This is a genomic window from Pseudomonas sp. SJZ131 (assembly GCF_007828705.1).
GTDB classification, from domain to species: Bacteria; Pseudomonadota; Gammaproteobacteria; order Pseudomonadales; family Pseudomonadaceae; genus Aquipseudomonas; species Aquipseudomonas prosekii.
The window spans coordinates 1,061,410-1,084,231 of record NZ_VIVC01000002.1; the positions used below are offsets into that span (position 1 = coordinate 1,061,410).

The window sequence follows — 22,822 nt, forward strand, 5'->3', positions numbered from 1 at the left end:
AGCCTCGCTCCTACAGGTTTCTCTTCGTTCACAAATACGACGCCAACCTGTAGGAGCGAGGCTTGCCCGCGAAGGCTTATTTACAGACGACACCCATTTACATGCAAAAACGCGACATCGCAATGTCGCGTATCGGAATGTTCGCCCTCTAACAGTGCGTTTGTCGGGCAAATTCGTTAGGCTAGCAGCCATTTTTGCGCCCGCAGCCCACAAGGCAGCTACGCGCTGAACGGGTCGGCCCTATGCGGATCGACAGCATTTCCCTCACCCACAAGGGAAATCCCTCTCTAAATTCCGATTCAGTAGTGTGGTATTTCCTTAATGAAAGTGTTGAAAGGCCAGGACATTCTGGCACTTGGTTTTATGACGTTTGCCCTGTTCGTCGGGGCCGGCAATATCATCTTCCCGCCTATCGTCGGTTTGCAGTCCGGGCCTCATGTCTGGATGGCGGCACTGGGTTTCCTGATCACCGCCGTCGGTTTGCCGGTGATCACCGTGGTCGCGCTGGCCAAGGTCGGCGGTGCAATGGATGCCTTGAGCAGCCCGATCGGCAAAGTCGCTGGCGGCATTCTCGCCGCTGCGTGCTATCTCGCTGTCGGCCCGTTGTTCGCCACCCCGCGCACCGCCACGGTATCGTTCGAAGTGGGCCTGGCGCCGCTGACCGGCGAGAGCCCGCTGGCGCTGTTCCTCTACAGCTCGGTGTACTTCCTGCTGGTGTTCTTCATTTCGCTCTATCCGGGTCGTCTGCTCGACACCGTAGGACGTTTCCTTGCACCGCTGAAGATTATTGCCCTGGCCGTTCTCGGCATTGCGGCGTTTGCGCTGCCGGCCGGTGACATCGGTACGGCCACGCCTGAATACGTCGCGGCGCCTTTCTCCCAAGGGTTCATCAATGGTTACCTGACCATGGATACCCTGGGCGCATTGGTATTCGGCATCGTCATCGTCAACGCGATCCGCTCGCGTGGCGTCGAGTCGCCAGCGCTGATCACCCGTTACGCGATCATCGCCGGGATGATCGCCGGCGTCGGTCTGGCGCTGGTTTACGTCAGCCTGTTCCGCCTCGGTTCGGGCAGCCACGAAGTCGCCGCCGGTGCTGCCAATGGCGCGGCAGTGCTGCACGCTTACGTGCAACACACCTTCGGTTCGCTGGGCAGCGGCTTCCTCGCTGTGCTGATTTCGCTGGCATGTCTGGTTACAGCGGTTGGTCTGACCTGCGCTTGCGCCGAATACTTCAGCCGGGTGCTGCCACTGTCCTACAAGACATTGGTGATTATCCTCGCGGTGTTCTCGCTGTTTGTCTCCAACCTGGGCCTGACCAAGCTGATCGCGTTCTCGATCCCGGTGCTGACCGCGATCTATCCGCCGTGCATCGTCCTGGTCGCGCTGAGCTTCTGCAAAGACTTCTGGCGCGAACAGGGGCGCATCGTTGGCCCGGTGATGCTGGTGTCGTTCATCTTCGGCCTGATCGACGCGCTGAAAGGCGCAGGTCTGGCGGACTGGATGCCGGCGCAACTGACTCACTTGCCGCTGAGCGAGCAAGGCCTGGCGTGGCTCGTGCCGTCGGTGATGACCCTGGTGGTCGCGGCCGTGTGTGATCGCCTGCTCGGCAAGCGCGCCGAAGCGTTGGCCTGAATCTGAGCGCCCGCCACGAGCGGGCCATCGGTCGAAACAGAAATGCCCCGTATCAATCGATACGGGGCATTTTTTATGCGCCTGAGGCAGTGTCTTTTCCCACCATCCAACGTCGAAGCACTACCCAACTCCATGTGGGAGCGAGCTTGCTCGCGATGAGTGCATAACATCCACTAAAGATGTTGACTGAAAGTCCGCTATCGCGAGCAAGCTCGCTCCCACAGTTTTGCCGTTACCCAATACATCACAAGGACCTGCATGTCGTTCATCCACGCCAACCTGATCCATCTGCTCGCCGCGTTGTGGTTTGTCATCTGCTGGGGCGGTTATACCCGATACGCGACGTGGAAGGGTCGCGACACCGCGTGCCTGGCCAGCGTGCTGCACCTGTACCGCGAAGACTGGATGCGCCGCATGCTCCTGCGCGACAACCGCATCGCCGACGCCAGCGTGATCGGCAACCTGGAGCGCAACGCCTCGTTCTTCGCCTCGAGCACCCTGATTATCCTCGCCGGTATTCTCACCGTGCTCGGCGCCTCGGAACGGGCAGTGTCGTTGCTCGCCGACATCCCGATGGTGCAGCAGGCCTCGCAAGGCATGTCCGAGATCAAATTGCTGTGCCTGGCGATGGTGTTCGTCTACGCGTTTTTCACCTTCAGTTGGTGCATGCGCCAATACAACTTCGCCGCGATCCTCGTCGGCTCGGCACCGATGATCGGCGAGCGCCATGTTTCCGAGCAGGAGCGCAAAGCCTTTGCCGCACGCGCAGCGCGGGTCATCTCGATGGCGGCCAACCAGTTCAACTTCGGCCTGCGTTCCTATTACTTCGGCATGACCATGCTCGCGTGGTTCGTCAGCCCGTGGTTATTCATGTTGATGAGCACCGGCGTGGTTTTGGTGTTATACCGTCGCGAGTTCCATTCCGACGTTCTCGACGTGATGGTCTATACCCCTACAGAGGCACCCTTGCCCGACGCCAATAAAGAGGCCGCTTGATGAGTATTCCGTTCTGGTGTGTGTTTATCAGTGCACTGCTAATTTATGTAGCGCGTATGCCCGTGGCCAAAGCCATGAAAGAGCAGGGCGGTTACAACAACAATCTGCCGCGTCAGCAACAGGCGCAACTGACCGGTTTCGGCGCCCGCGCATTGGCGGCGCATCAAAACAGTATTGAAGCGTTTATTCTGTTTGCCGTCGGTGTGCTGATGGCGCATACCACGCAAACGGCGGGATGGTTGATTGATTCGTTGGCAATCATCTTTGTGATTGCACGCATCATCTACTTGCTGTGCTATTGGGCTGATCTGGCGTGGCAGCGCAGCCTGGTGTGGCTGGTCGGCTTGATCTGTTCGTTATTGCTGATGATTAGTCCGACTTTTAGAACGGTATTGCTCTAAGCGGCAAATAACAGGCAAAAGAAAACCCGCACCAGGCGGGTTTTCTTTTATCACGCTAAAAACGACTTAGTTTTTAGGCGCTTCTACTGGAGCAGCTGGAGCGGCTGGAGCTACAGGGGCAGTGCCTTCCTGTGCGGCAGCTTTGTTCGATTCAGCCTGATCTTTGGCTGCTTCGGCGTTTTCTTTCGCAGCGTCGTTCACTTTATCCTGAGCTTCGTTCATTTTTTCCTGAGCTTGCTCAGCATGTTGGTTGGCATCTTGAGCTTTGTCCTCGGATTTTTTATCGCAAGCAGCGAGACCGAGGGAAGCGGTCAACATCAAGGCAATAGCTAAAGTCTTACGCATGGGGTGTATCTCCTTATGGATATTATCTACTGGCCTTTCGAGCTCAGGCGTCAGCGATAAGTTCCTCATTTCACACAGATATATAAGTTTTTATCCGGCGGAACTTTTACAGCACCCACCGACGCTTTACCAGCGAACTAAAAAGAGTTTTCCTCAAATGGCCGAAAACCCCGTTTTTGAGCGTGCGACGCGCTTTTTATCAGCACTGAGACACTGTCAGGTACTCGGCTTGCGCGTGCACAGCGCCAGTGAAGATGGACTAACGGTAGTCCTTCCTTACAGCCCGCAAATCGTCGGCAATCCACAAACCGGAATCATTCACGGCGGCGCGTTGACCTCGTTGATGGACACCGCGTGCGGCATGTCGACGTTGTGCGTGTTGCCGGAATTCGAAGTGTGCCCGACCCTCGATTTGCGCATCGACTACATGCACGCCGCCGAACCGCATAAAGATGTCTACGGTTTCGCCCAATGTTATCGGGTGACCACCGACGTGATCTTCGCTCGAGGTTTTGCTTATCAGGACGATCCCGAGCAGCCCATCGCGCATGTCGTCGGCACCTTCATGCGCATGGGCAAAGGCATCAAGGGCACCAAAGGCTTCGGCGGTGTGGTTGCAGGGGAGAAGAAATGAGCGATTCGTTCAAAGAGCAACTGCAGCAAGCGCACGAGCAGGGCGACTACGCTTCGCTGCTGCACCTGATTCCTTACGCAAAACTGATCGGCATTGAATGCTCGCGGGTCGGCGATGAGCTGCTATTTCGTCTGCCGGCGAACAAGGACAACATTGGTAACCCTTTATTACCGGCAATCCATGGCGGGGTGATTGCCGGGTTCATGGAGCTGTCGGCGGCGTTGCATTTGCTGATCTTTACCGGTTCGCCGGGCGTGCCGAAGATCATCGACTTCTCCCTCGATTACCTGCGCGCCGGGCAGTTTCGCGATACTTGGGCACGTTGCCAGGTGTGTCGGCAGGGCCGGCGCGTGGCGAATGTCGCGGTGACGGCGTGGCAAAGCACCGAAGCCGAGCCGATTGCCACTGCGCGCGGGCATTTCAAAATCGAAGAGCCCTTGAAATCCTGAACTCAGCCCCAAACTCTGATGACAACCCGCCGTCGACCCTGAAGGTCGCGGCCACTGCCATCTGATTGGAGTTTGATGACCATGAGTGTGGAAACTCAAAAGGAAACCCTGGGCTTCCAGACCGAGGTGAAGCAACTGCTGCACCTCATGATCCATTCGCTGTATTCCAACAAGGAAATTTTCCTTCGCGAATTGATCTCGAACGCCTCTGACGCTGTCGACAAATTACGCTTCGAAGCCCTGTCCAAGCCTGAGTTGCTGGAAGGTGGCGCCGAACTGAAAATCCGTGTGAGCTTCGACAAAGACGCGAAAACCGTCACCCTCGAAGACAACGGCATCGGCATGAGCCGCGAAGACGCGATCACCCATTTGGGCACCATCGCCAAGTCCGGCACCGCTGATTTCATGAAACACCTGTCCGGCGATCAGAAGAAGGATTCGCACCTGATCGGTCAGTTCGGCGTCGGTTTCTACTCTGCATTCATCGTTGCCGACAAAGTTGACGTGTTCAGCCGTCGTGCCGGCGCAGCTGCGAGCGAAGGCGTGCACTGGTCGTCGAAAGGTGAGGGCGACTTCGAAGTGGCCACCGTCGAGAAAGCTGAGCGCGGCACCCGCATCGTTCTGCACCTGAAATCCGGTGAAGACGAGTTCGCTGACGGCTACCGTCTGCGCAACATCATCAAGAAATACTCCGACCACATCGCTTTGCCGATCGAGCTGCCGAAAGAAGTGGCTGCCGCTGAAGGCGAAGAGCAGCCAGCCGTTGAGTGGGAAACCGTCAACCGTGCCAGCGCCCTGTGGACCCGTCCTCGCACCGAGATCAAGGACGAGGAATACCAGGAGTTCTACAAACACATCGCTCACGATTTCGAAAATCCGCTGAGCTGGAGCCACAACAAGGTCGAAGGCAAGCTCGAATACAGCTCGCTGCTCTACGTGCCGACCCGTGCGCCGTTCGACCTGTACCAGCGTGAAGCGCCGAAAGGCCTGAAGTTGTACGTGCAACGCGTGTTCGTGATGGATCAGGCCGAGTCGTTCCTGCCGCTGTACCTGCGTTTCATCAAAGGCGTGGTCGATTCCAACGACCTGTCGCTGAACGTGTCGCGGGAAATCCTGCAGAAAGACCCGATCATCGATTCGATGAAATCGGCGCTGACCAAGCGTGTTCTCGACATGCTGGAAAAACTGGCGAAGAACGAGCCTGAGCAATACAAAGGCTTCTGGAAAAACTTCGGTCAGGTCATGAAAGAAGGCCCGGCAGAAGATTTCGCCAACAAGGAAAAAATCGCCGGCCTGCTGCGTTTCGCCTCTACTCAGGGCGAAGAAGGCGAGCAAGTGGTCGGTCTGGCCGATTACCTGGCTCGCGCCAAGGAAGGTCAGGACAAGATCTACTACCTGACCGGCGAGACTTACGCGCAAGTCAAAAACAGCCCGCACCTGGAAGTCTTCCGCAAGAAAGGCATCGAAGTGCTGCTGCTGACCGACCGCATCGACGAGTGGCTGATGAGCTACCTCAGCGATTTCGACGGCAAGAGCTTTGTCGACGTGGCGCGCGGTGATCTGGACCTCGGCAACCTGGACTCGGAAGAGGACAAGAAAGCTGCGGAAGAAGTCGCCAAGTCCAAAGAAGGTCTGGTTGAACGTCTGAAAACCGCATTGGGCGATTCCGTCGCTGAAGTCCGGGTTTCCCATCGTCTGACCGATTCCCCGGCGATCCTCGCGATTGGCGAGCAAGACCTGGGCCTGCAAATGCGTCAGATCCTTGAAGCGAGCGGGCAGAAGGTTCCGGATTCGAAGCCGATTTTCGAATTCAACCCGGCGCATCCGCTGATCGAGAAACTCGACGCCGAACAGAGCGACGAGCGCTTCGGCGACCTGTCGCACATTCTGTTCGATCAAGCGGCCCTGGCGGCCGGCGACAGCTTGAAAGACCCGGCAGCCTACGTGCGCCGTCTCAACAAGCTGTTGGTTGAACTGTCGGTTTAACCGAGCTGCAGAAAAAAACCCGCTTCGGCGGGTTTTTTTGTTTCTGCAGTTGGGCGCTTTTCGCGTAGGGATTTCAGTGTATCGGCGTCAGTGGCGGCCTCATCGCGAGCAGGCTCACTCCTACCCTGGAATGCATTCTCCTGTAGGAGCGAGGCTTGCCCGCGAAGGCAATGTCATTGACACCCAATGCAGGAGCAAGCCTGCTCGCGATTGCGCACTAACCGGCCCCCGCGATCTCACGGCAACTCGATCCGCTCACTTTCCCCCGGCACCGTCGGCCAATCCCCGGCCGCCCAGCGCCGGCGCGCTTCATCAATCGCGGCCGGATCGCTCGCAACAAAATTCCAGTTGATCCGCCGTGGCCCGTCCAGCGCCGCGCCGCCAAACAGCACCGCATGGCAATCGCTCTCGGCGAACAACGTCATATCTTCACCCGCCGGCAACACCACCAGCGAATGCGCTTCAACCGCCTCGCCATCCAGCTGTACTTCACCGTCCAGCACATACAGCGCGCGCTCTGCATGCTCGGTCGGGATCAACAACGTCGTCGCGGTCTGCAGGTGCAGTTCCGCGTAGAGCGTAGGAGAAAGCACTGGCACCGGCGATTCCAGGCAAAAGCCTGACCCGGCAATCATCCGAATCTTCACCCCAAGGTTATCGATGACCGGCAACGTAGCTGCCGGGTGATGGCTGTAATGCCCCGGACCCTGCTCGTGCTCCTTGGGCGACGCCAGCCAGACCTGCAAGCCATGCATCAGAAAACCGCTTTGTTTCAGCGCCTCGGGCGTGCGCTCGATATGCGCAATCGCGCTGCCAGCCGTCATCCAGCTGACATCGCCGGCATTCACTACCTGATCGGAGCCGAGGCTGTCCTTGTGCTGGATTTGCCCATCAAACAAATAGGTAAGGGTCGACAGACCAATGTGCGGATGTTGGCGAATGTTCATGCCTCGGCCCGGCGGGTAGCGGGTTTCGAGCATGTGATCGAAAAACACGAAAGGCCCGACACTGCGGCATTTGGCGGACGGTAATGGACGAAGAATCGGTTGACCTTCGACATCTTCGGCGCGGGGGCGAATCACAAGCGGAGTGGTCATGTTGCATTCCAGGCTGAGCGGGTGATGCGTGGAGCATAACCCGCTCGCGCAGCCCGTGCCCCTACTGGCTGAAAGCGCCTTCGGACAGATGGGTTTCGATGCTCACTTCGGAGGTGGTCATCAATTTGTGCACCGGGCAGCGATCAGCCACGCGGTGCAGCTCTTCGCGCTGGGCGTCAGTGAGCACGCCTTTGAGCGTCAGTTTGACGTGCAGCGCATATTTGCCCTGCTGCTCCTGACTGTTGTCGCGTTTGACCTCGACGGTGACGCCGGTCAGCGGAATGTCTTTTTTCTTCGCGTACATCTTTAGCGTCAGCGCTTTGCAGGCACCCAGCGCGGCGTCGAAATAGTCGTGAGGCTCCGGCGCCGTGCCTTCGCCGCCGGCCGTGGTCGGCACATCGGCAAAAAGTTCGTGGTCATCGATCTGGACGCTGTGACGAAAACCTTCACTGGAAACGGTATTAACGGTAACAGTCATGGGAAACCTCATCGGCAGTAGGAAAAGTCATTCGATCAAAACAGGACCCTGAAGTTATAGAGCATCTGTGCTGTTCTGCGTTCCACTTTGCTGCTCGCTGAACCCTGATCGGCGGCGCGCGGTCTATCACGCTAATGCCTCCGGAGATTCCCCGTGCCCCAGTCCTGCCTGAGCCTCGCCTGTCTGTTGACGCTGAGCAGCGTCCTTTTATCGCCCTGCGCAAACGCCCGCGAATATGCCTACAGCGATGCGCACCTGCATTACGTGGATTTCTTCCAGGAAAGCGCCGGCATGGCGAAATTGCTCCAGGCAATGTCGGAAAATTCCATCGATCACGTAATGATTTCCGGCATTCCGGTGGCGAAGAAGTGGCACGAAGACGAACCCAAGCGCCCGCGCTATTACGCCGGGGACGATGCCGATGCGTATTGGTACAGCGCGACCGACGTGATTGTCGCCGCTGCCGTGAACAAGCTGACCCCGGAGCAGCGCCAGCGTTTTCACCCCTTTCTGTCTGGCTTCAATCCCAACGACAAGAACTCGGCGGCGCACATCCAGCGCATGCTCGATCTGAATCCGGGGCTGTGGCAGGGCATCGGCGAAGTGTTTACCCGCCACGACGACCTGACCGCGTTGACCTCCGGCGACACTCCGCGCGCCAACAATGAGGCGATGACGCGGATTTATCACCTCGCCGCCGAGAACGACTTGCCGGTGATGCTGCATTCCAACATCACTTCCAAGCGTGAGAAAAATCCGCTGTACCTCGCGGAAATCGAAGAGCCGCTGCGCAATCACCCGCACACGCGGTTCATCTGGGCGCACGCCGGCACCAGCGCGGAAATCCATCGCCATCAGACCCAACTGGATTTCCTTCTGCCGACCCTCACGCGGATGCTGGAGGCTTACCCGAATCTGTTTATCGACCTGTCGTGGAGCATGCTCACGCCGTACTTGCTGGACGAGCAGGGCAAACCTCGGGAAGAGTGGCTGAAACTGGTGGAGCGCCATCCGGATCGCTTCATGATCGGCTCGGACGTGGTCGGACGTTTCAACAAGCTTGGTAAGGAAATTCGCAGCTTCGATCCGTTCCTCGATGCCTTGCCGGAAGACGTCGCGCGTAAAGTCGCGCGCGACAACTTCCTCGCGATCCTGCCGCGCGCGGTGCGCTAAGTCCGCCGCGCGCAGCGGTGCACACCGATGTTCGAAGTAGCCAACCCTTCCAATATGTCCATTTGATCTTACGTAAATCGCTCGGGGGCCGATAACGTCTAGAGCAACCCGCTGCAGGGATGATGCAGAGTCATTTGGAAGGAGCCAGAACAATGAGTATTCGAAGCCTCAATATCGCCCCGCGCGCGGGCCTCGGGTTTGGCCTGTTGGCGTTGATGGTGTTTGGTCTGGGCGCGTTTGCCTTGCTGCAAATGTCGAACATGCGCGCGCAGTCCGATCAGGTCGACAACAACTGGCTGCCCAGCGTGATGGCGGTCGGCGAAATGAGTCAGGACATGCTGCGGTTGCGCGCCTTGACCATGCGCTTGCTGATCAACCGCGACCCGCAGGCGCTGGAGCAGAATGTCGGCAAACTCAACGAACTGAAAAGCGCGCTCGGCGACCCGCAGCAGCGTTACGACGCGCTGATCGTATTGCCCGAAGAGCGCGCGCTGTTTGATCGCTTCAAAGCCGCCGAGCAGAAGTATCTGGAGTTTCAGGGCCAAGTGATGAACCTGTCCGCGCAAGGTCAGGTTGCCGATGCTGCGGCGATTCTGAATGGCGAAATGAGCCCGTTGGCCGACAACATCGCCGTGACCCTGAAAGCGCTGGTCGAACTGAACAAGCACAATGCCACCCTCGCCACCGAAGCCGCGCGGCTGGTGTTCAGCGACTCGCGGGTCTGGGTCGGCGTGATGGTGACGATTGCCGCGTTGATGACCATTGGCCTGGCGTTGCTGCTGACGCGCAGCATCGTGTTGCCGTTGGCGCAGTCGTTGCGCGTTGCCGAAGTGGTCGCCGGTGGTGACTTGACCGGCGACATTCACATCACCGGCAAGGACGAACCGGCGCGGCTGCTGCACGCGCTGAAAAGCATGCAGCACAACCTGCGCGACACCATTCGGCGCATCTCCGACTCGTCCAGTCAGCTGGCCTCGGCCTCCGAAGAACTCAGTTGCGTCACCGAAGACGCCACGCGCGGTTTGCATCAGCAGAGCCTGGAAATCGAGCAGGCCGCCACGGCGGTCAATCAGATGACGGCGGCGGTGGAAGAGGTGGCGAGCAACGCGGTGGCGACCTCCGAAGCCTCGCGGGAATCCGATCGCATTGCCCAGCATGGCCGCGCGCAGGTGCATCAAACGGTGCTGTCGATCGAGTCGCTGGCGGACGATGTCACTGCCAACGCCACGCAGGTCGAGGATCTGGCGCAGAAGGTTTATGGCATCAGCAAAGTGCTGGATGTGATTCGCTCGATAGCCGAGCAGACCAATTTGCTCGCACTCAACGCCGCCATCGAAGCGGCCCGGGCGGGCGATGCCGGGCGCGGATTTGCCGTGGTCGCCGATGAGGTGCGGGCGCTGGCGCACCGCACGCAGCAGTCGACTCAGGAAATCGAGCAGATGATCAGCGGCATTCAGCAGGGCACCGATTCGGCGGTCAGCTCGATGCAGCAGAGCAACAGCCGCGCGCGCTCGACCCTGGAAGTGGCGAAAGCGGCGGGGATTGCGCTGGAGGAGATTGCCTCGGCGTTTACTCTGATCAACGAGCGCAACACGGTGATCGCCAGCGCTTCGGAGGAGCAGGCGGCTGTGGCGCGCGAGGTTGATCGCAATCTGATGAACATCCGCGATCTGGCGTTGCAAACCTCGGCAGGGGCGAACCAGACCAGCGCGGCGAGCCAGGAGTTGTCGCGGCTGGCGGTGGATTTGAACAGCATGGTGGCGCGGTTTTCGGTCTGACCCATACCAGACAACACCCCCAACCCCTGTAGGAGCGAGCCTGCTCGCGATAGCGGTGTTTCATTCAGCACATGTGTTGCCTGACCCAACGCATCGCGAGCAGGCTCACTCCTACAGGGTTGGTCGGTAATCCGGATTGCCCATCCGCAGGCAAAAAAAAGCCCCGCATTTGCGGGGCTTTTCATTTCAAGCGGATCAGTTGCCTTTGACAGCCTTGCCGTTGACTGTGCCGTCGAGGAGCATGATGTTGTACTCCTTGCCGTCGGTTTCAACTTGTTGCAGGCGCACCAGCAGGTAATCCCAGTCTTTCGCAAACCACATCACGGTGATGCGCTTGCTTTGCGTCGGGTCGCGGACGCGCTCGACTTTGATCGCGTCGATCTGGCCAGCCTTGGTCTCGACTTTTTCCGCACCCAGCACGCGGAAGTCATAAGTATCGATCTCGCCATCGTCGACGACTTGATAGCTCATGCTTTTCTTGCCGGCGGCGACGTCATGTTGCAGCGCCAACTGGTAAGTGGATTTGTCGACCATGCCGCGATTCAGCGGGATCTTGACCGCGTCGCCACGATCGGTGCCGGTGACCATTTTGGTCGCCCAGTCGAAGTCCAGATCAGCCTTTTTGGCTTTGCCCAGACCACCACGTTCGAAGTGGTAGGACTGCGGCAGCAGCGTGTCTTTGTCCAGGGTCAGGGTGCTTTCTTCGCTCAGGCTGGCGATCATCATCGACGCCTTGAAGCTGAGTTTCCAGACGCCGTTGGCTTCCTTGGTCAGGCTGCGTTCGGCGGTGCCGCTCATGGGCAGCTGTTTCCAGTCGGCGGTGTAGCTGGCGGAGAACGGTTGAAGGTCTGCCGCCTGTGCCAGAGGCAGTGCAAACAAAGCGCAAGCGAGAAGCAGGGCGCGACGCATAAAATCTCCTAGGTACGAATCAAGTGGCCGCTGGCCGCGAGTAACTGTCCATCCAGTAAGGCACCGTGTTCACCGAGGGCCAGACGACCCTCGGCAAACCAGCGTACGGCCAGTGGGTAGATCAGGTGTTCCTGAACGTGAACCCGCTGCGCCAGACTCTGCGGCGAATCGTGCAACTCTACCGGTATTACTGCCTGTACGACCAGAGGTCCGCCATCGAGTTCCTCGGTGACGAAATGCACAGAGCAGCCATGCTCGGCGTCTCCGGCCTCCAGCGCGCGCTGGTGAGTATGTAACCCTTTGTATTTGGGCAGCAGCGAAGGATGGATATTGAGCAGGCGACCCGCGTAGTGACGCACGAAGTCAGCGCTGAGAATGCGCATGAATCCGGCGAGTACCACGAGTTTGGGGTTGAAGGCGTCGATCAGTTCGATCAGCGCGGCATCGAAGGCCTCGCGGCCCTCGAAAGCCTTGTGATCCAGCGAGCGGGTGGCAATCCCCGCGTCCCTGGCGCGTTGCAGGCCGAAGGCGTCGGCGCGGTTGGAAATCACCGCAGCGATGCGGACCGGGCTGTCGCCGGTCCGCGTGCTGTCGATCAAGGCCTGCAAGTTACTGCCGGTGCCGGACAGCAGCACCACCACATCACACGTGGCGGACATCCGCTCTTGCATCAGTGGGCCTTAAGGTTATTCAGTACAACCTGTGCCGCGCCTTCGGCAGCGGTGGAGATCTGGCCGATGACCCAAGGCTGCTCGCCGGCTTCACGCAATACGTTCAGCGCGGTTTCGACGTGTTCCTGGCCAACACAGATGACCATGCCGACGCCGCAGTTGAGCACGCGGTGCATTTCGTTTTCGTCAACGTTGCCTTGTTCTTGCAGCCAGTCGAACACGGCCGGGCGAGTCCAGCTTGCGACGTCAACCACTGCTTGTGCGCCTTTTGGCAGAACGCGCGGGATGTTGTCGAGCAGGCCGCCACCGGTGATGTGCGCCATGGCTTTGACTGCGCCGGTGTCTTTGATCAGCTTGAGCAGCGGCTTCACGTAGATGCGGGTCGGAGCCATCAGCAGGTCGGTCAGTGGTTTGCCGTCGAGCTGGATGTTTTCGATGTCGGCACCGGACACTTCGATGATCTTGCGGATCAGCGAGTAGCCGTTGGAGTGCGGGCCGGACGATGGCAGGGCGAGCAGGGCGTCACCGGCAGCGACTTTCGAACCGTCGATGATTTCGGATTTTTCCACAACGCCGACGCAGAAACCGGCCAGGTCGTAGTCTTCGCCTTCGTACATGCCAGGCATTTCTGCGGTTTCGCCGCCGACCAGCGAGCAGCCGGACAGTTCGCAGCCAGCGCCGATGCCGGTCACCACTTGGGTCGCGGTTTCGACGTTGAGCTTGCCGGTGGCGTAGTAATCAAGGAAGAACAGCGGCTCGGCGCCGCACACCACCAGGTCGTTGACGCACATGGCGACCAGGTCGATGCCGATGCTGTCGTGCTTGTTCAGGTTCAAGGCCAGGCGCAGCTTGGTGCCGACGCCGTCAGTACCGGAAACCAGCACAGGCTGCTTGTAGCCGGCCGGGATTTCGCAAAGGGCGCCGAAACCGCCCAGGCCGCCCATGACTTCCGGGCGCGCAGTGCGCTTGGCGACGCTCTTGATGCGTTCGACCAATGCTTCACCGGCGTCGATGTCTACACCGGCGTCCTTGTAGCTCAGGGAGGGTTGCTTGCTCATGATCCAGGCCTTTAGGGGGGATTCAGGGGTAACGACCGAGTTCAGCGGGAACGCCGAATCGATGGGGCGATTGCCTCACGCGTGATTCGGACAGTGCCCGGTTGTAGCCGGTCTGCGAAGGCGCGCGATTTTATCAGGCTTGAAGGGCAGCGGCCATCCTCGCGCCGACGGCAGGGGCATATCGGCCGAAAAAAACCGCGATTGGTCGTTGCACTTGCGCCGTGCAAGCCTGAACCAAGCCCGGTATAAGGTATCGCCATTAACCGTCTATCGTTAGCACAGTGCGAAAAACTCTCGGGGTCCGGTGAATGTTTTGCGCGGGGCGATGGTCACAGCCTTGCTCAATGTATTCACGCGGCCCGTTCCAGCCGCTCTTGTCGTCAGGAATCCTCCATGCGTTTTTTTTCCAAGTCCCTGTTTGTCGCCGGCTGTTTGTCACTGGTCAGCCTGGCGAGTCATGCCGAAAACGTCAAAGGCCTGTATCAGGTCCGCCAGCCCGTCAGCAGCCAGAGTCCCGAGGTCCGTGATCAAGCGACCCAGGAAGCGCTGGACACATTGGTGCTGCGCCTGACCGGCGATCCTAAAGCTGCACAGAATCCGGGGCTGGCGGCGATCCGCAAAGACCCGCAACAGATCATCAGCCAGTACGGTTTTGATGCCGGGCCGCCGGAAGTGCTGAAAGTCGACTTCGACCCGGCGACCACCGAAGCGGCGCTGCGCCGTGCCGGGTTGTCGCTGTGGGGCGCCAATCGCCCGTCGATCCTCGGCTGGTGGTTGAATGATTCCACCGAGGGTTCGAGCCTGGTCGGTGATGGCCAGTCCAGCGCCGCGCCACTGCGTCGCGCCGCACAACATCGTGGTTTGCCATTGCGTTTGCCGCTGGCCGACCTGAGTGAACAATTGGTCGCCACTGCGCCAAATCTGGAAGGTAACGACGCAGCGCCGTTGCGCGATGCCTCGGAACGCTACAACGCCGATGCCTTGCTCGCCGTGCACGCCCATGAAGAGGGTGGTCAATGGCAGGCCAAATGGCATCTGTGGCTGGGTGATCAAAAAGAAGCGGGCAGCGTGCAGGGTGCCGATCAAGCCGCCGTTGCCGATGCGGTGATGCTGGCGATCAGTCAGCGTCTGGCGCCACGCTTTGTGGTCAAACCGGGCGTTGCGGGCGAACAGTTGCTGGAAGTGCAAGGCATGAATCTGGAGCGTTATGCGGCGCTGGGGCGTTTGCTCGATCCGTTTGGCGCGCGTCTGCAAAGCGTCGAGGGCGACCGGATTCTTTATCGGGTCAATGGCAGCGTCGAGCAACTGCGCTCGCAATTGTCGTTGGCGAAGTTGCAGGAGGTTCCTGCGGGTGAGGCTGCGGCGCCAGTGGTACCGGTTCAGCCGGTGGCGGACGGGTCGGCGCCAGTGGCAGCGCCCGCGCCGGTTCCTGCCCCGGTGCCGAGCTTGCGATTCCGTTGGTAGGGTTTTCTTTCTTTATATAGAAGCATATGGAGTGGTTCATGGCCGATACGCGGCGTTGGTTCTGGTTGGGTGGGGTTGTACTGCTCTGCGTGTTTGTCTGGCTGTTGCATCCGATTCTGACGCCGTTTCTGGTGGCGCTGCTGTTGGCTTATCTGTTCGATCCGCTGGTGGATCGGCTGGAGAAAGCCGGGCTGTCACGGACGTGGGGCGTTATCGCGGTGTTTGCGCTGTTTACGTTGATCTTCACCGCATTGCTGTTGGTGCTGGTGCCGATGCTCGCCAAGCAGTTGTTCCGCTTGTACGAACTGACGCCGCAAATCCTCGATTGGCTGCAACACACCGCGTTGCCGTGGGCGCAGTCGAAATTTGGTCTGTCGGATAACTTCTGGAAGTTCGACAAGGTCAAAGCCGCGATCAGCGAACACATGGGCCAGACCACTGATATCGTCGGTGTCGTGCTCAGTCAGGCCACCGCGTCCGGGCTGGCATTGATCGGCTGGTTGGCCAATCTGGTGCTGATCCCGGTCGTCAGCTTCTACTTGCTGCGCGACTGGGACCTGATGATGGCGAAAATCCGCAGCCTGCTGCCGCGCGATCGTGAAGAGCGCGTGGTGCACCTGGCCGGCGAATGCCATGAAGTGCTCGGCGCATTCGTGCGCGGGCAGTTGCTGGTGATGGTTGCGCTCGGCGTGATCTACGCGGCGGGCCTGATGGCGATCGGCCTGGAGCTGGGTCTGTTGATCGGCCTGATCGCCGGTCTGGCGGCGATTGTGCCGTACATGGGTTTTGTCATCGGCATCGGCGCGGCGTTGATTGCCGGGCTGTTCCAGTTCGGCGGCGATTTTTACCCGATGATCGGTATCGTCGCGGTGTTCATGGTCGGGCAGGCGCTGGAAGGCATGGTGCTTACGCCTCTGCTGGTCGGCGATCGCATTGGCCTGCACCCGGTAGCGGTGATCTTCGCGATCCTTGCGGGTGGCGAGTTGTTCGGTTTCACCGGCGTGCTGCTGGCGTTGCCGGTGGCGGCGGTGATCATGGTGCTGGTGCGCCATATGCATGATTTGTATAAAGATTCTGAAATCTACAGTGGCGCCGATGACCCCGAGCTTTAACTCGGGTTGATGGCGTGGGCCGGCAGGTCTGGAGCATCTCCAGGTCTGCCGGTTTTTCTTTGCGCGGCTATAACCTGTACCGCCAAAGAAACTGTCATGAAACCAGTGCGTTAACGCAAACCTTTGATTTTGCTTGTGGTCTGCCGCATTGTGCGGGCTGGCCCACGGGTATAAACTTCGCAAACTTTACACAGAGGCCACTAACGGTTCCTTTGGAACTGTTCAGTCAGCATGAAACCGATTCAGCTGCCCCTAGGTGTGCGTCTGCGTGACGACGCTACCTTTATCAATTACTACCCAGGCGCCAATGCCGCTGCACTCGGCTATGTCGAGCGGCTATGCGAAGCCGACGCCGGCTGGACCGAAAGCCTGATCTATCTCTGGGGCAAGGACGGGGTAGGGCGCACGCATTTGTTGCAAGCCGCGTGTCTGCGTTTCGAGCAGATGGGCGAGCCCGCCGTGTATCTGCCGCTGGCCGAGTTGCTGGATCGCGGCATCGAAATCCTCGACAACCTCGAACAATACGAACTGGTGTGCCTGGACGATCTGCAAGCCGTGGCCGGCCGCGCGGATTGGGAAGAGGCGCTGTTTCACCTGTTCAATCGTCTGCGTGACAGCGGTCGGCGTTTGCTGATTGCCGCTTCGACCTCGCCGCGTGAGTTGCCGGTGAAGCTCGCGGATCTGAAATCACGCCTGACCCTGGCACTGATTTTCCAGATGCGCCCGTTGTCCGATGAAGACAAGCTGCGCGCCCTGCAATTGCGCGCATCGCGTCGCGGCTTGCACCTGACGGACGAAGTCGGGCACTTCATCCTGACGCGCGGCACGCGCAGCATGAGTGCGTTGTTCGAGCTGCTGGAACGCCTCGATCAGGCCTCGCTGCAGGCCCAGCGCAAGCTGACCATTCCCTTCTTGAAAGAAACCCTTGGCTGGTAGCAAGTCCCGCTGATTCGGGGGCTTTAGCCGTTTTTGGTCTAAGGCAGACGCCAGCAATCGCGCTTTCCTGCAGGGCGCAGGCCGCGTAAACAGGCAAAACGGGCTTTAGCGCTTAGATGTGCGGACGAAACCGGGAAGTCACATTAAGTTCGATTGAATTTGCAAATCGACTTGATAGCGGGCATAGTCTCGCCTTCTTTACAACTATCAGCCACGGTCGTGCCCATGCTAAATCGCTTCGCACCCCTCGTGCCTCTCGCACTCGTCACCCTGTTGTTCGGTTGCGCCAGCCACACGCCAGTGGTTGAACAAGCCCCGCAGCAGCAGGCTAAAAGCTCTGTTACCGCCCAATCTTCGGTTCGTTATCAAGAACCTCTGTTCCTCGAAGAAACGGCCACCGAAAAAGAACTGGCGACCTTTGCCGACGGCAAGTCGTACCAGCTTCCGGTCCTTGCTGACAGCATCCTCGAACGCGGCATGTCCCTGATCGGTACTCGTTACCGTTTCGGCGGCACCTCTGAAGCCGGTTTCGACTGCAGCGGTTTCATCGGTTATCTGTTTCGTGAAGAGGCCGGCATGAATCTGCCGCGCTCCACTCGCGAAATGATCAACGTGGACGCGCCGCTGGTTTCGCGCAACAATCTGAAACCTGGTGATTTGCTGTTCTTCGCCACCAATGGTCGTCGCGGTCGTGTCAGTCACGCCGGGATCTACCTCGGTGATGACCAGTTCATCCACTCCAGCAGCCGCAAAAGCGGTGGCGTACGAGTCGATAGCCTGGGCGACAGCTACTGGAGCAAAACCTTCATCGAAGCCAAGCGCGCACTTGCGATGGCACCCACTGTGGTCACCGCTCGAAAGTAAGCACACTTTATGTAGGGCGAACTTAAAGTCTTACTTGAAGTTTGGCGCATAAGCGCTAGAATCCTGATCTATTATTGATGGCAAACCGCCCGTGCCCAGCGCTGGCGGTTTTCTTTTCTGTCTTCCGACAGGAAAAAGCCGCAGCCAGATCAGGATGCTCTGCTTATGACGATGTCGGCCCGCCTCACCCTGATGCTCCTCGCAGCCCTGCTCAGCGGCTGCGCCAGTCGCACGCCACCGCCGCCTGCTGCGCCGGTGATCCGCGCGCCAATTGTGTTCGCGCCCGCGCAATCTTTCTCTCCCGAAGCAGAAGACGTGTTGTTCCGCGCCCTCGGGCTCGTCGGCACGCCCTATCGCTGGGGCGGCAACACGCCGGATTCCGGTTTCGATTGCAGTGGCTTGATCGGTTACGTCTACCGCGATGTCACTGGCATCCGCCTGCCGCGCACCACCCGTGAAATGATCGGCATGCAAGCGGCGAACGTCGGCAAGGAAGGCCTGCAAACCGGCGACCTGATCTTCTTCGCCACCAACGGCGGCTCGCAGGTCAGCCACGCCGGCATCTACGTCGGCGAAGGCCGCTTCGTGCATGCGCCGGCCACGGGCGGCACGGTCAAGCTCGACAGTCTGTCGAAAGCCTATTGGCAGAAGGCCTATCTGAGCGCCAAACGCGTGTTGCAACCTGAGCACTTGGCGCGTAATCAGTAGGTTTTCTTCGCGGAGGTGTTGATGACCGCTCGCACGCTCAATCTCGACGATTCCCTCTATCAATACCTGCTCGACGTTTCCCTCAGGGAAACGTCGCTGCTCAAGCGCTTGCGTGACGAGACCCAGGCGCTGCCGATGGCGCGCTGGCAAGTGGCGCCGGAGCAGGGGCAATTCCTCGCGTTACTGGTCAAACTCACCGGCGCCAAGCGTTTGCTGGAAGTCGGCACCTTCACCGGCTACAGCGCGTTGTGCATGGCGCAAGCGTTGCCCGATGACGGCTCGCTGATCTGCTGCGATATTGCCGGCGACTACAACGCCACCGCGCGCCGCTATTGGCAGGAGGCGGGCGTTGTCCAGCGTATCGATCTGCGCTTGGCGCCGGCGCTGGAAACCCTCGCGACGCTCGATCAGCCAGGGCAGTTCGACCTGATGTTCATCGACGCCGACAAAGCCAATTACCCCAACTACCTCGAACACGCCCTGCGCTTGCTGCGGGTCGGTGGTCTGGCAGTCTTCGATAACACGCTGTGGAGCGGGCGGGTGCTGGAAAGCAATCCCGAAAGCGCGGATACGCGAGCGATTCAAGCGTTGAACCGAGCGTTAAAAGAAGACCAGCGCGTGGACTTGTCCCTGCTACCGATAGGCGACGGCCTGACCCTGTGCCGTAAACGCTAGCCATCACACCAATCAAATTGTAGGAGTGAGCCTGCTCGCGATGGCGGCCTAATAATCAACACAGATGTTGAATGTTATGGCCCCATCGCGAGCAGGCTCACTCCTACATGGGGTATGCGGTGGGGCGCAGACACCAGTCAAAACTGTGGGAGCGGTGCGCTGGATGACTTGGTGCTGCGAGAAGCAGGCACAAACACCAATCAAATTGTAGGAGTGAGCCTGCTCGCGATAGCGGCCTGACAGTCAACACAGATGTTGAATGTTGAGGCCCCATCGCGAGCAGGCTCACTCCTACATGGGTTATGCGGTGGGGCGCAAACACCGATCAAACCTGTGGGAGCGAGCAAGCTCGCTCCCACATGGGTCATACGCTGGCGCTGGGGTTATTTAACCGCCGAAACCCGCCACACCTTGTTCCCCACGTCATCAGCCACCAGCAAGCTGCCTTGCTGATCAATGACCACGCCCACCGGGCGGCCCATGGCTTTTTCGTCTTTGTCGAGGAAGCCGGTCAGCACGTCCACTGGCTGTCCGGTCGGTTTGCCGGCGGTGAACGGCACGAAAATCACTTTGTAGCCGCTGTACGGTTTGCGGTTCCACGAACCGTGCTGGCCGATGAATGCGCCGCTGGTGAACGACGGCAATTTGCTGCCCTCGGCAAACGTCAGACCGAGCGAGGCGGTGTGGGGGCCGACCGCGTAATCCGGGGCGATGGCTTTGGCCACCAGATCGGGGTTTTGCGGTTCGACACGCACATCCACATGCTGCCCGTAATAGCTGAACGGCCAGCCATAAAACGCGCCGTCCTTGACCGAAGTGATGTAGTCCGGCACCAGATCGCTGCCGATTTCGTCGCGCTCGTTCACTGCCGTCCACAACGCGCCGCTGGTAGGTTCCCAGCTCATGCCATTGGGGTTGCGTAAGCCCGACGCGAAAATCCGATGATTACCGGTGGCGCGGTCGACTTCCCAGATAGCCGCGCGACCTTCTTCCTGGTCCAGGCCGTTTTCACCGACGTTGCTGTTCGAGCCAACCGTCACGTACAGCTTGCTGCCGTCCTTGCTGGCGATGACGTTTTTGGTCCAGTGATGGTTCAGCGTGCCACCCGGTAGGTCGACGACTTTGATCGGCTCGGACTTGATTGACGTCGCGCCGGTTTCATAGTTGAAACGCAACAAACGGTCGGTGTCAGCGACGTACAAATCATTGCCAACCAGCGTCATGCCGAACGGCGAGTTGAGGTTTTCCAGAAACACCGTGCGGGTTTCGGCGACGCCGTCGTGGTCCTGATCGCGCAACAACGTGATGCGGTTGGCGCTTGGCACGCCGGCACCGGCGCGGCCCATGACCTTCTTCATCACCCAGCCACGAATGCCTTTGCTGTCATCAGGTTTTGGCGGCGCGTTGGTTTCGGCCACCAACACATCACCGTTCGGCAGCACGTAGAGCCAGCGAGGGTGATCGAGGTTTTCGGCGAACGCGGCGACCTGGGTTCCGGCGGCAGCAGTCGGTTTGGCGCCGGCCGGCCAGCCGATCGCCGGGGCGATGTTGACTGTCGGGATCAGGGTTTTGTTCGGTTCGGGCAACTTCGGCGATGGGCCGGTGCCGTCAGAGACTTGCAGGCTGGACGTCTCGCCGCAGGCAGCAAGGCCTCCGGCGAGCGCGATGACAAAAACGAGCTGGGGCTTGCGCATGCTGACCTTCCCTATGAATGCACTGGTTTATTCATAGAGAAGCGAACCGCCGCGATGGTTCAACCCATCGACCCTGAGCAATCAACCCGTCAACCGCGCGCCTCTTTGAGCAGCACGGCGATCCCTGGGTGATAGTGGCCGCTCTCGTTGCGCAATTTGCGGTAGGCGTAAGGGAAATACCAGGCGACCGCGCACGTGTGTTCCTTTTGCAGATCGTCGACCATGTCCTGCAATTCTTCCGGGGTGGCGCTTTGCTGCGGCTTGTGCGGCGCGACAAACAGACAGCCGAGTTTCAGGTCGCTGGCGTAGCTGATTCGCTTCGCGTCACTGGTGATATCGACCAGTGCCTGAGTCAGATTCAAGCTGTTGACCTTCGGCCAGCGCTGACTGGTCTGCAACCAGACGCGTTCGTCGCTGGTGGCAATCATCAGGTCGGCACGGCCATTGCGGTCGCCGTCCTCAGTCTGTTTGCGCGTCGGCGCCTGCTGCAAAGTGACCATTTCCGCCGCCCACGCCGCCGCCGACAGCAGCCCGCGATTGGCGTTTTCGTCGAACCAGTACGGCGCGTCGTTATCGCCGCGCACCGCGTTATAGCGGTCGATACAGTCAAACCAGCGTTCCAGCAGCGGGCGCAGGAATTCCAGCTTCGGATTGCTGATGATCATGCCTTGCATGGTGCTCACCCTTGTTATTGTGATGTGAGATTGTGGCGCTTTGATATCACCGCCAAGCGTAGGCTACAACACCAGCCATGACAAATGGATTGACGGCAGTTATTCAACCGCCCGGCGCCCGGCTTTAATTGACGCTCCACCCCCAACCCTCTAACCTTCGCGGCTTGTTTCAGGTGCTCTGTGACTGCGGTCGACAGGGTGAAACAGGGAAGCCGGTGCGTGCCTCGATTCAAGCAATCGACAAGCATCATCCCGGCGCTGCCCCCGCAACGGTAAATGAGTCAAAGATTGCGCCAACAGCCACTGTGTCGAACGACATGGGAAGGCGCGCAGTCCGGCATCCGCCACTCATGAGCCCGGAGACCGGCCTGATCCATCCAGCGGCATCACGGTGGGCGATGCCAGGCTTTTTGCCGTCTATTCTTGTGCCTGCCCGCCGTTTCCAGCCTCAACGGAGAGCTCCCCATGACTGATACCCCCGATCGTGACGAACGCCATTTGGCGCGCATGTTGCGCAAAAAAGCGGTGATCGACGAACGCATCGCCAACTCGCCGAACGAATGCGGTTTGCTCCTGGTGCTGACCGGCAACGGCAAAGGCAAAAGCAGTTCGGCGTTCGGCATGCTCGCCCGTTCCATGGGCCACGGCATGCAGTGCGGCGTGGTGCAGTTCATCAAGGGTCGCAACAGCACCGGCGAAGAATTGTTCTTTCGGCGCTTCCCGGAACAGGTGCGTTTTCACGTGATGGGCGAGGGCTTCACCTGGGAAACCCAGGACCGCCAGCGCGACATCGCGGCGGCCGAGGCAGCGTGGCAAGTGTCCCGCGAACTGCTGCGCGATCCGTCGATTGGCCTGGTGGTGCTGGATGAACTGAACATCGCCCTGAAGCACGGCTACCTCGACCTCGATCAGGTGCTCAGCGATTTGCAGGCGCGTCCGCCGATGCAGCACGTGGTGGTCACCGGTCGCGGGGCCAAAGCGGAAATGATCGAACTCGCCGACACGGTCACCGAAATGGGCGTGATCAAGCATGCGTTCCAGGCCGGGATCAAAGCGCAAAAAGGCGTCGAATTGTGAGTTGTGCT

23 protein-coding genes and 1 riboswitch are annotated in these 22,822 nt (G+C 59.5%); of the genes, 15 read left to right on the plus strand and 8 right to left on the minus strand.

Annotated features, from left to right (window positions below; translation table 11 throughout):
- Window positions 1-321: 321 nt before the first annotated feature.
- The 3 genes from brnQ (at window position 322) to FBY12_RS11875 (ending at window position 3,032) form a co-directional block, all read left to right on the plus strand.
- Entirely contained in the window at window positions 322-1,635 is a 1,314-nt protein-coding gene (gene brnQ / locus FBY12_RS11865) for a branched-chain amino acid transport system II carrier protein (RefSeq protein ID WP_145252959.1), read from the plus strand.
- A gap of 258 nt (window positions 1,636-1,893) precedes the next feature.
- The gene (locus tag FBY12_RS11870; protein WP_092271317.1) at window positions 1,894-2,631 is read left to right on the plus strand and encodes a DUF599 domain-containing protein; all 738 of its coding nucleotides are present in this window, start codon (window positions 1,894-1,896) and stop codon (window positions 2,629-2,631) included.
- Window positions 2,631-3,032, plus strand: coding sequence for an MAPEG family protein (locus FBY12_RS11875; RefSeq protein WP_109502351.1), 402 nt, complete (start codon window positions 2,631-2,633; stop codon window positions 3,030-3,032). The genes FBY12_RS11870 and FBY12_RS11875 overlap by 1 nt, the downstream gene beginning before the upstream one ends.
- Before the next feature lie 66 nt (window positions 3,033-3,098).
- Here FBY12_RS11875 and FBY12_RS11880 read toward each other — a convergent pair whose 3' ends face one another.
- Window positions 3,099-3,377 (minus strand): hypothetical protein, encoded by a 279-nt coding sequence (locus FBY12_RS11880; RefSeq protein ID WP_109502352.1) that lies wholly within the window; start codon window positions 3,375-3,377, stop codon window positions 3,099-3,101.
- A gap of 157 nt (window positions 3,378-3,534) precedes the next feature.
- Between FBY12_RS11880 and FBY12_RS11885 the strand changes: the two genes are divergently transcribed.
- The 3 genes from FBY12_RS11885 to htpG all read left to right on the plus strand — a co-directional run bounded on the left by FBY12_RS11885 (window position 3,535) and on the right by htpG (window position 6,446).
- On the plus strand, window positions 3,535-4,011 hold the full coding sequence (locus FBY12_RS11885) for a PaaI family thioesterase (protein WP_121733496.1): 477 nt from the start codon (window positions 3,535-3,537) through the stop codon (window positions 4,009-4,011).
- A complete protein-coding gene (locus FBY12_RS11890; protein WP_092271309.1) occupies window positions 4,008-4,460 on the plus strand; it encodes a PaaI family thioesterase in 453 nt (150 codons plus the stop codon). Before FBY12_RS11885 ends, FBY12_RS11890 begins: the two co-directional genes overlap by 4 nt.
- Before the next feature lie 81 nt (window positions 4,461-4,541).
- On the plus strand, window positions 4,542-6,446 hold the full coding sequence (gene htpG / locus FBY12_RS11895) for a molecular chaperone HtpG (RefSeq protein ID WP_092281460.1): 1,905 nt from the start codon (window positions 4,542-4,544) through the stop codon (window positions 6,444-6,446).
- A gap of 236 nt (window positions 6,447-6,682) precedes the next feature.
- On the opposite strand, the gene FBY12_RS11900 is transcribed toward htpG, so the two are convergent.
- Together FBY12_RS11900 and FBY12_RS11905 are read right to left on the minus strand one after the other, a co-directional pair.
- Window positions 6,683-7,543 (minus strand): pirin family protein, encoded by an 861-nt coding sequence (locus FBY12_RS11900; RefSeq protein ID WP_145252960.1) that lies wholly within the window; start codon window positions 7,541-7,543, stop codon window positions 6,683-6,685.
- Between the two features lie 61 nt (window positions 7,544-7,604).
- Window positions 7,605-8,021, minus strand: coding sequence for an OsmC family protein (locus FBY12_RS11905; protein ID WP_092271305.1), 417 nt, complete (start codon window positions 8,019-8,021; stop codon window positions 7,605-7,607).
- A 168-nt stretch (window positions 8,022-8,189) separates the two neighbouring features.
- On the opposite strand from FBY12_RS11905, the gene FBY12_RS11910 reads away from it, so the two are divergent.
- Complete coding sequence (locus FBY12_RS11910; protein ID WP_371927429.1) at window positions 8,190-9,194, plus strand: amidohydrolase family protein; 1,005 nt, start codon at window positions 8,190-8,192, stop codon at window positions 9,192-9,194.
- Window positions 9,195-9,346: 152 nt separating this feature from the next.
- The gene (locus FBY12_RS11915) at window positions 9,347-10,972 is read left to right on the plus strand and encodes a methyl-accepting chemotaxis protein (RefSeq protein WP_145252962.1); all 1,626 of its coding nucleotides are present in this window, start codon (window positions 9,347-9,349) and stop codon (window positions 10,970-10,972) included.
- 195 nt (window positions 10,973-11,167) lie between these two features.
- Here the strand turns inward: FBY12_RS11915 and FBY12_RS11920 are convergent, their stop codons facing one another.
- The 3 genes from FBY12_RS11920 to purM are packed head-to-tail and all read right to left on the minus strand — an operon-like array spanning window position 11,168 to window position 13,610.
- Window positions 11,168-11,881, minus strand: a complete 714-nt coding sequence (locus FBY12_RS11920) for a DUF3108 domain-containing protein (RefSeq protein ID WP_121733493.1) — start codon at window positions 11,879-11,881, stop codon at window positions 11,168-11,170.
- 8 nt (window positions 11,882-11,889) lie between these two features.
- Window positions 11,890-12,540 carry a phosphoribosylglycinamide formyltransferase gene (gene purN, locus FBY12_RS11925; RefSeq protein WP_092271297.1) on the minus strand — a complete coding sequence of 217 codons (651 nt, stop codon included), beginning with the start codon at window positions 12,538-12,540 and terminating at the stop codon, window positions 11,890-11,892.
- A gap of 11 nt (window positions 12,541-12,551) precedes the next feature.
- A complete protein-coding gene (purM, locus tag FBY12_RS11930; RefSeq protein WP_092271295.1) occupies window positions 12,552-13,610 on the minus strand; it encodes a phosphoribosylformylglycinamidine cyclo-ligase in 1,059 nt (352 codons plus the stop codon).
- A 393-nt stretch (window positions 13,611-14,003) separates the two neighbouring features.
- Between purM and FBY12_RS11935 the strand changes: the two genes are divergently transcribed.
- From FBY12_RS11935 to FBY12_RS11960, 6 genes are all read left to right on the plus strand, one after another.
- On the plus strand, window positions 14,004-15,074 hold the full coding sequence (locus FBY12_RS11935) for a DUF2066 domain-containing protein (protein WP_145252963.1): 1,071 nt from the start codon (window positions 14,004-14,006) through the stop codon (window positions 15,072-15,074).
- 38 nt (window positions 15,075-15,112) lie between these two features.
- Window positions 15,113-16,186, plus strand: a complete 1,074-nt coding sequence (locus FBY12_RS11940; RefSeq protein ID WP_145252964.1) for an AI-2E family transporter — start codon at window positions 15,113-15,115, stop codon at window positions 16,184-16,186.
- 231 nt (window positions 16,187-16,417) lie between these two features.
- Entirely contained in the window at window positions 16,418-17,122 is a 705-nt protein-coding gene (gene hda / locus FBY12_RS11945; RefSeq protein ID WP_054049492.1) for a DnaA regulatory inactivator Hda, read from the plus strand.
- Between the two features lie 225 nt (window positions 17,123-17,347).
- Window positions 17,348-17,986 carry a C40 family peptidase gene (locus FBY12_RS11950; RefSeq protein ID WP_121734346.1) on the plus strand — a complete coding sequence of 213 codons (639 nt, stop codon included), beginning with the start codon at window positions 17,348-17,350 and terminating at the stop codon, window positions 17,984-17,986.
- Between the two features lie 165 nt (window positions 17,987-18,151).
- Window positions 18,152-18,694 carry a C40 family peptidase gene (locus FBY12_RS11955; protein WP_145252965.1) on the plus strand — a complete coding sequence of 181 codons (543 nt, stop codon included), beginning with the start codon at window positions 18,152-18,154 and terminating at the stop codon, window positions 18,692-18,694.
- A 21-nt stretch (window positions 18,695-18,715) separates the two neighbouring features.
- Complete coding sequence (locus FBY12_RS11960) at window positions 18,716-19,369, plus strand: class I SAM-dependent methyltransferase (RefSeq protein ID WP_145252966.1); 654 nt, start codon at window positions 18,716-18,718, stop codon at window positions 19,367-19,369.
- Window positions 19,370-19,752: 383 nt separating this feature from the next.
- Here the strand turns inward: FBY12_RS11960 and FBY12_RS11965 are convergent, their stop codons facing one another.
- On the minus strand, window positions 19,753-21,063 hold the full coding sequence (locus tag FBY12_RS11965) for a sorbosone dehydrogenase family protein (protein WP_145252967.1): 1,311 nt from the start codon (window positions 21,061-21,063) through the stop codon (window positions 19,753-19,755).
- An 89-nt stretch (window positions 21,064-21,152) separates the two neighbouring features.
- A complete protein-coding gene (locus FBY12_RS11970; RefSeq protein ID WP_145252968.1) occupies window positions 21,153-21,737 on the minus strand; it encodes a hypothetical protein in 585 nt (194 codons plus the stop codon).
- A 154-nt stretch (window positions 21,738-21,891) separates the two neighbouring features.
- Window positions 21,892-22,124: riboswitch (cobalamin riboswitch) on the plus strand.
- 78 nt (window positions 22,125-22,202) lie between these two features.
- Here FBY12_RS11970 and cobO point away from each other — a divergent pair.
- Window positions 22,203-22,814: a cob(I)yrinic acid a,c-diamide adenosyltransferase gene (gene cobO, locus FBY12_RS11975; RefSeq protein ID WP_101208045.1), complete on the plus strand. Its 612-nt coding sequence runs from the start codon at window positions 22,203-22,205 to the stop codon at window positions 22,812-22,814.
- Window positions 22,815-22,822 lie beyond the last annotated feature (8 nt).

Coding starts and splice junctions, on each gene's coding strand:
- FBY12_RS11875 (WP_109502351.1), top strand. CDS start 2,631: ATGAGTATTCCGTTCTGGTGTGTGTTTATCAGTGCACTGCTAATTTAT.
- FBY12_RS11880 (WP_109502352.1), bottom strand. CDS start 3,377: ATGCGTAAGACTTTAGCTATTGCCTTGATGTTGACCGCTTCCCTCGGT.
- purM (WP_092271295.1), bottom strand. CDS start 13,610: ATGAGCAAGCAACCCTCCCTGAGCTACAAGGACGCCGGTGTAGACATC.
- htpG (WP_092281460.1), top strand. CDS start 4,542: ATGAGTGTGGAAACTCAAAAGGAAACCCTGGGCTTCCAGACCGAGGTG.
- FBY12_RS11935 (WP_145252963.1), top strand. CDS start 14,004: ATGCGTTTTTTTTCCAAGTCCCTGTTTGTCGCCGGCTGTTTGTCACTG.
- hda (WP_054049492.1), top strand. CDS start 16,418: ATGAAACCGATTCAGCTGCCCCTAGGTGTGCGTCTGCGTGACGACGCT.
- purN (WP_092271297.1), bottom strand. CDS start 12,540: ATGTCCGCCACGTGTGATGTGGTGGTGCTGCTGTCCGGCACCGGCAGT.
- FBY12_RS11920 (WP_121733493.1), bottom strand. CDS start 11,881: ATGCGTCGCGCCCTGCTTCTCGCTTGCGCTTTGTTTGCACTGCCTCTG.
- FBY12_RS11900 (WP_145252960.1), bottom strand. CDS start 7,543: ATGACCACTCCGCTTGTGATTCGCCCCCGCGCCGAAGATGTCGAAGGT.
- FBY12_RS11960 (WP_145252966.1), top strand. CDS start 18,716: ATGACCGCTCGCACGCTCAATCTCGACGATTCCCTCTATCAATACCTG.
- FBY12_RS11955 (WP_145252965.1), top strand. CDS start 18,152: ATGACGATGTCGGCCCGCCTCACCCTGATGCTCCTCGCAGCCCTGCTC.
- cobO (WP_101208045.1), top strand. CDS start 22,203: ATGACTGATACCCCCGATCGTGACGAACGCCATTTGGCGCGCATGTTG.
- FBY12_RS11950 (WP_121734346.1), top strand. CDS start 17,348: ATGCTAAATCGCTTCGCACCCCTCGTGCCTCTCGCACTCGTCACCCTG.
- FBY12_RS11890 (WP_092271309.1), top strand. CDS start 4,008: ATGAGCGATTCGTTCAAAGAGCAACTGCAGCAAGCGCACGAGCAGGGC.
- FBY12_RS11940 (WP_145252964.1), top strand. CDS start 15,113: ATGGCCGATACGCGGCGTTGGTTCTGGTTGGGTGGGGTTGTACTGCTC.
- FBY12_RS11885 (WP_121733496.1), top strand. CDS start 3,535: ATGGCCGAAAACCCCGTTTTTGAGCGTGCGACGCGCTTTTTATCAGCA.
- FBY12_RS11915 (WP_145252962.1), top strand. CDS start 9,347: ATGAGTATTCGAAGCCTCAATATCGCCCCGCGCGCGGGCCTCGGGTTT.
- FBY12_RS11905 (WP_092271305.1), bottom strand. CDS start 8,021: ATGACTGTTACCGTTAATACCGTTTCCAGTGAAGGTTTTCGTCACAGC.
- brnQ (WP_145252959.1), top strand. CDS start 322: ATGAAAGTGTTGAAAGGCCAGGACATTCTGGCACTTGGTTTTATGACG.
- FBY12_RS11870 (WP_092271317.1), top strand. CDS start 1,894: ATGTCGTTCATCCACGCCAACCTGATCCATCTGCTCGCCGCGTTGTGG.
- FBY12_RS11965 (WP_145252967.1), bottom strand. CDS start 21,063: ATGCGCAAGCCCCAGCTCGTTTTTGTCATCGCGCTCGCCGGAGGCCTT.
- FBY12_RS11970 (WP_145252968.1), bottom strand. CDS start 21,737: ATGCAAGGCATGATCATCAGCAATCCGAAGCTGGAATTCCTGCGCCCG.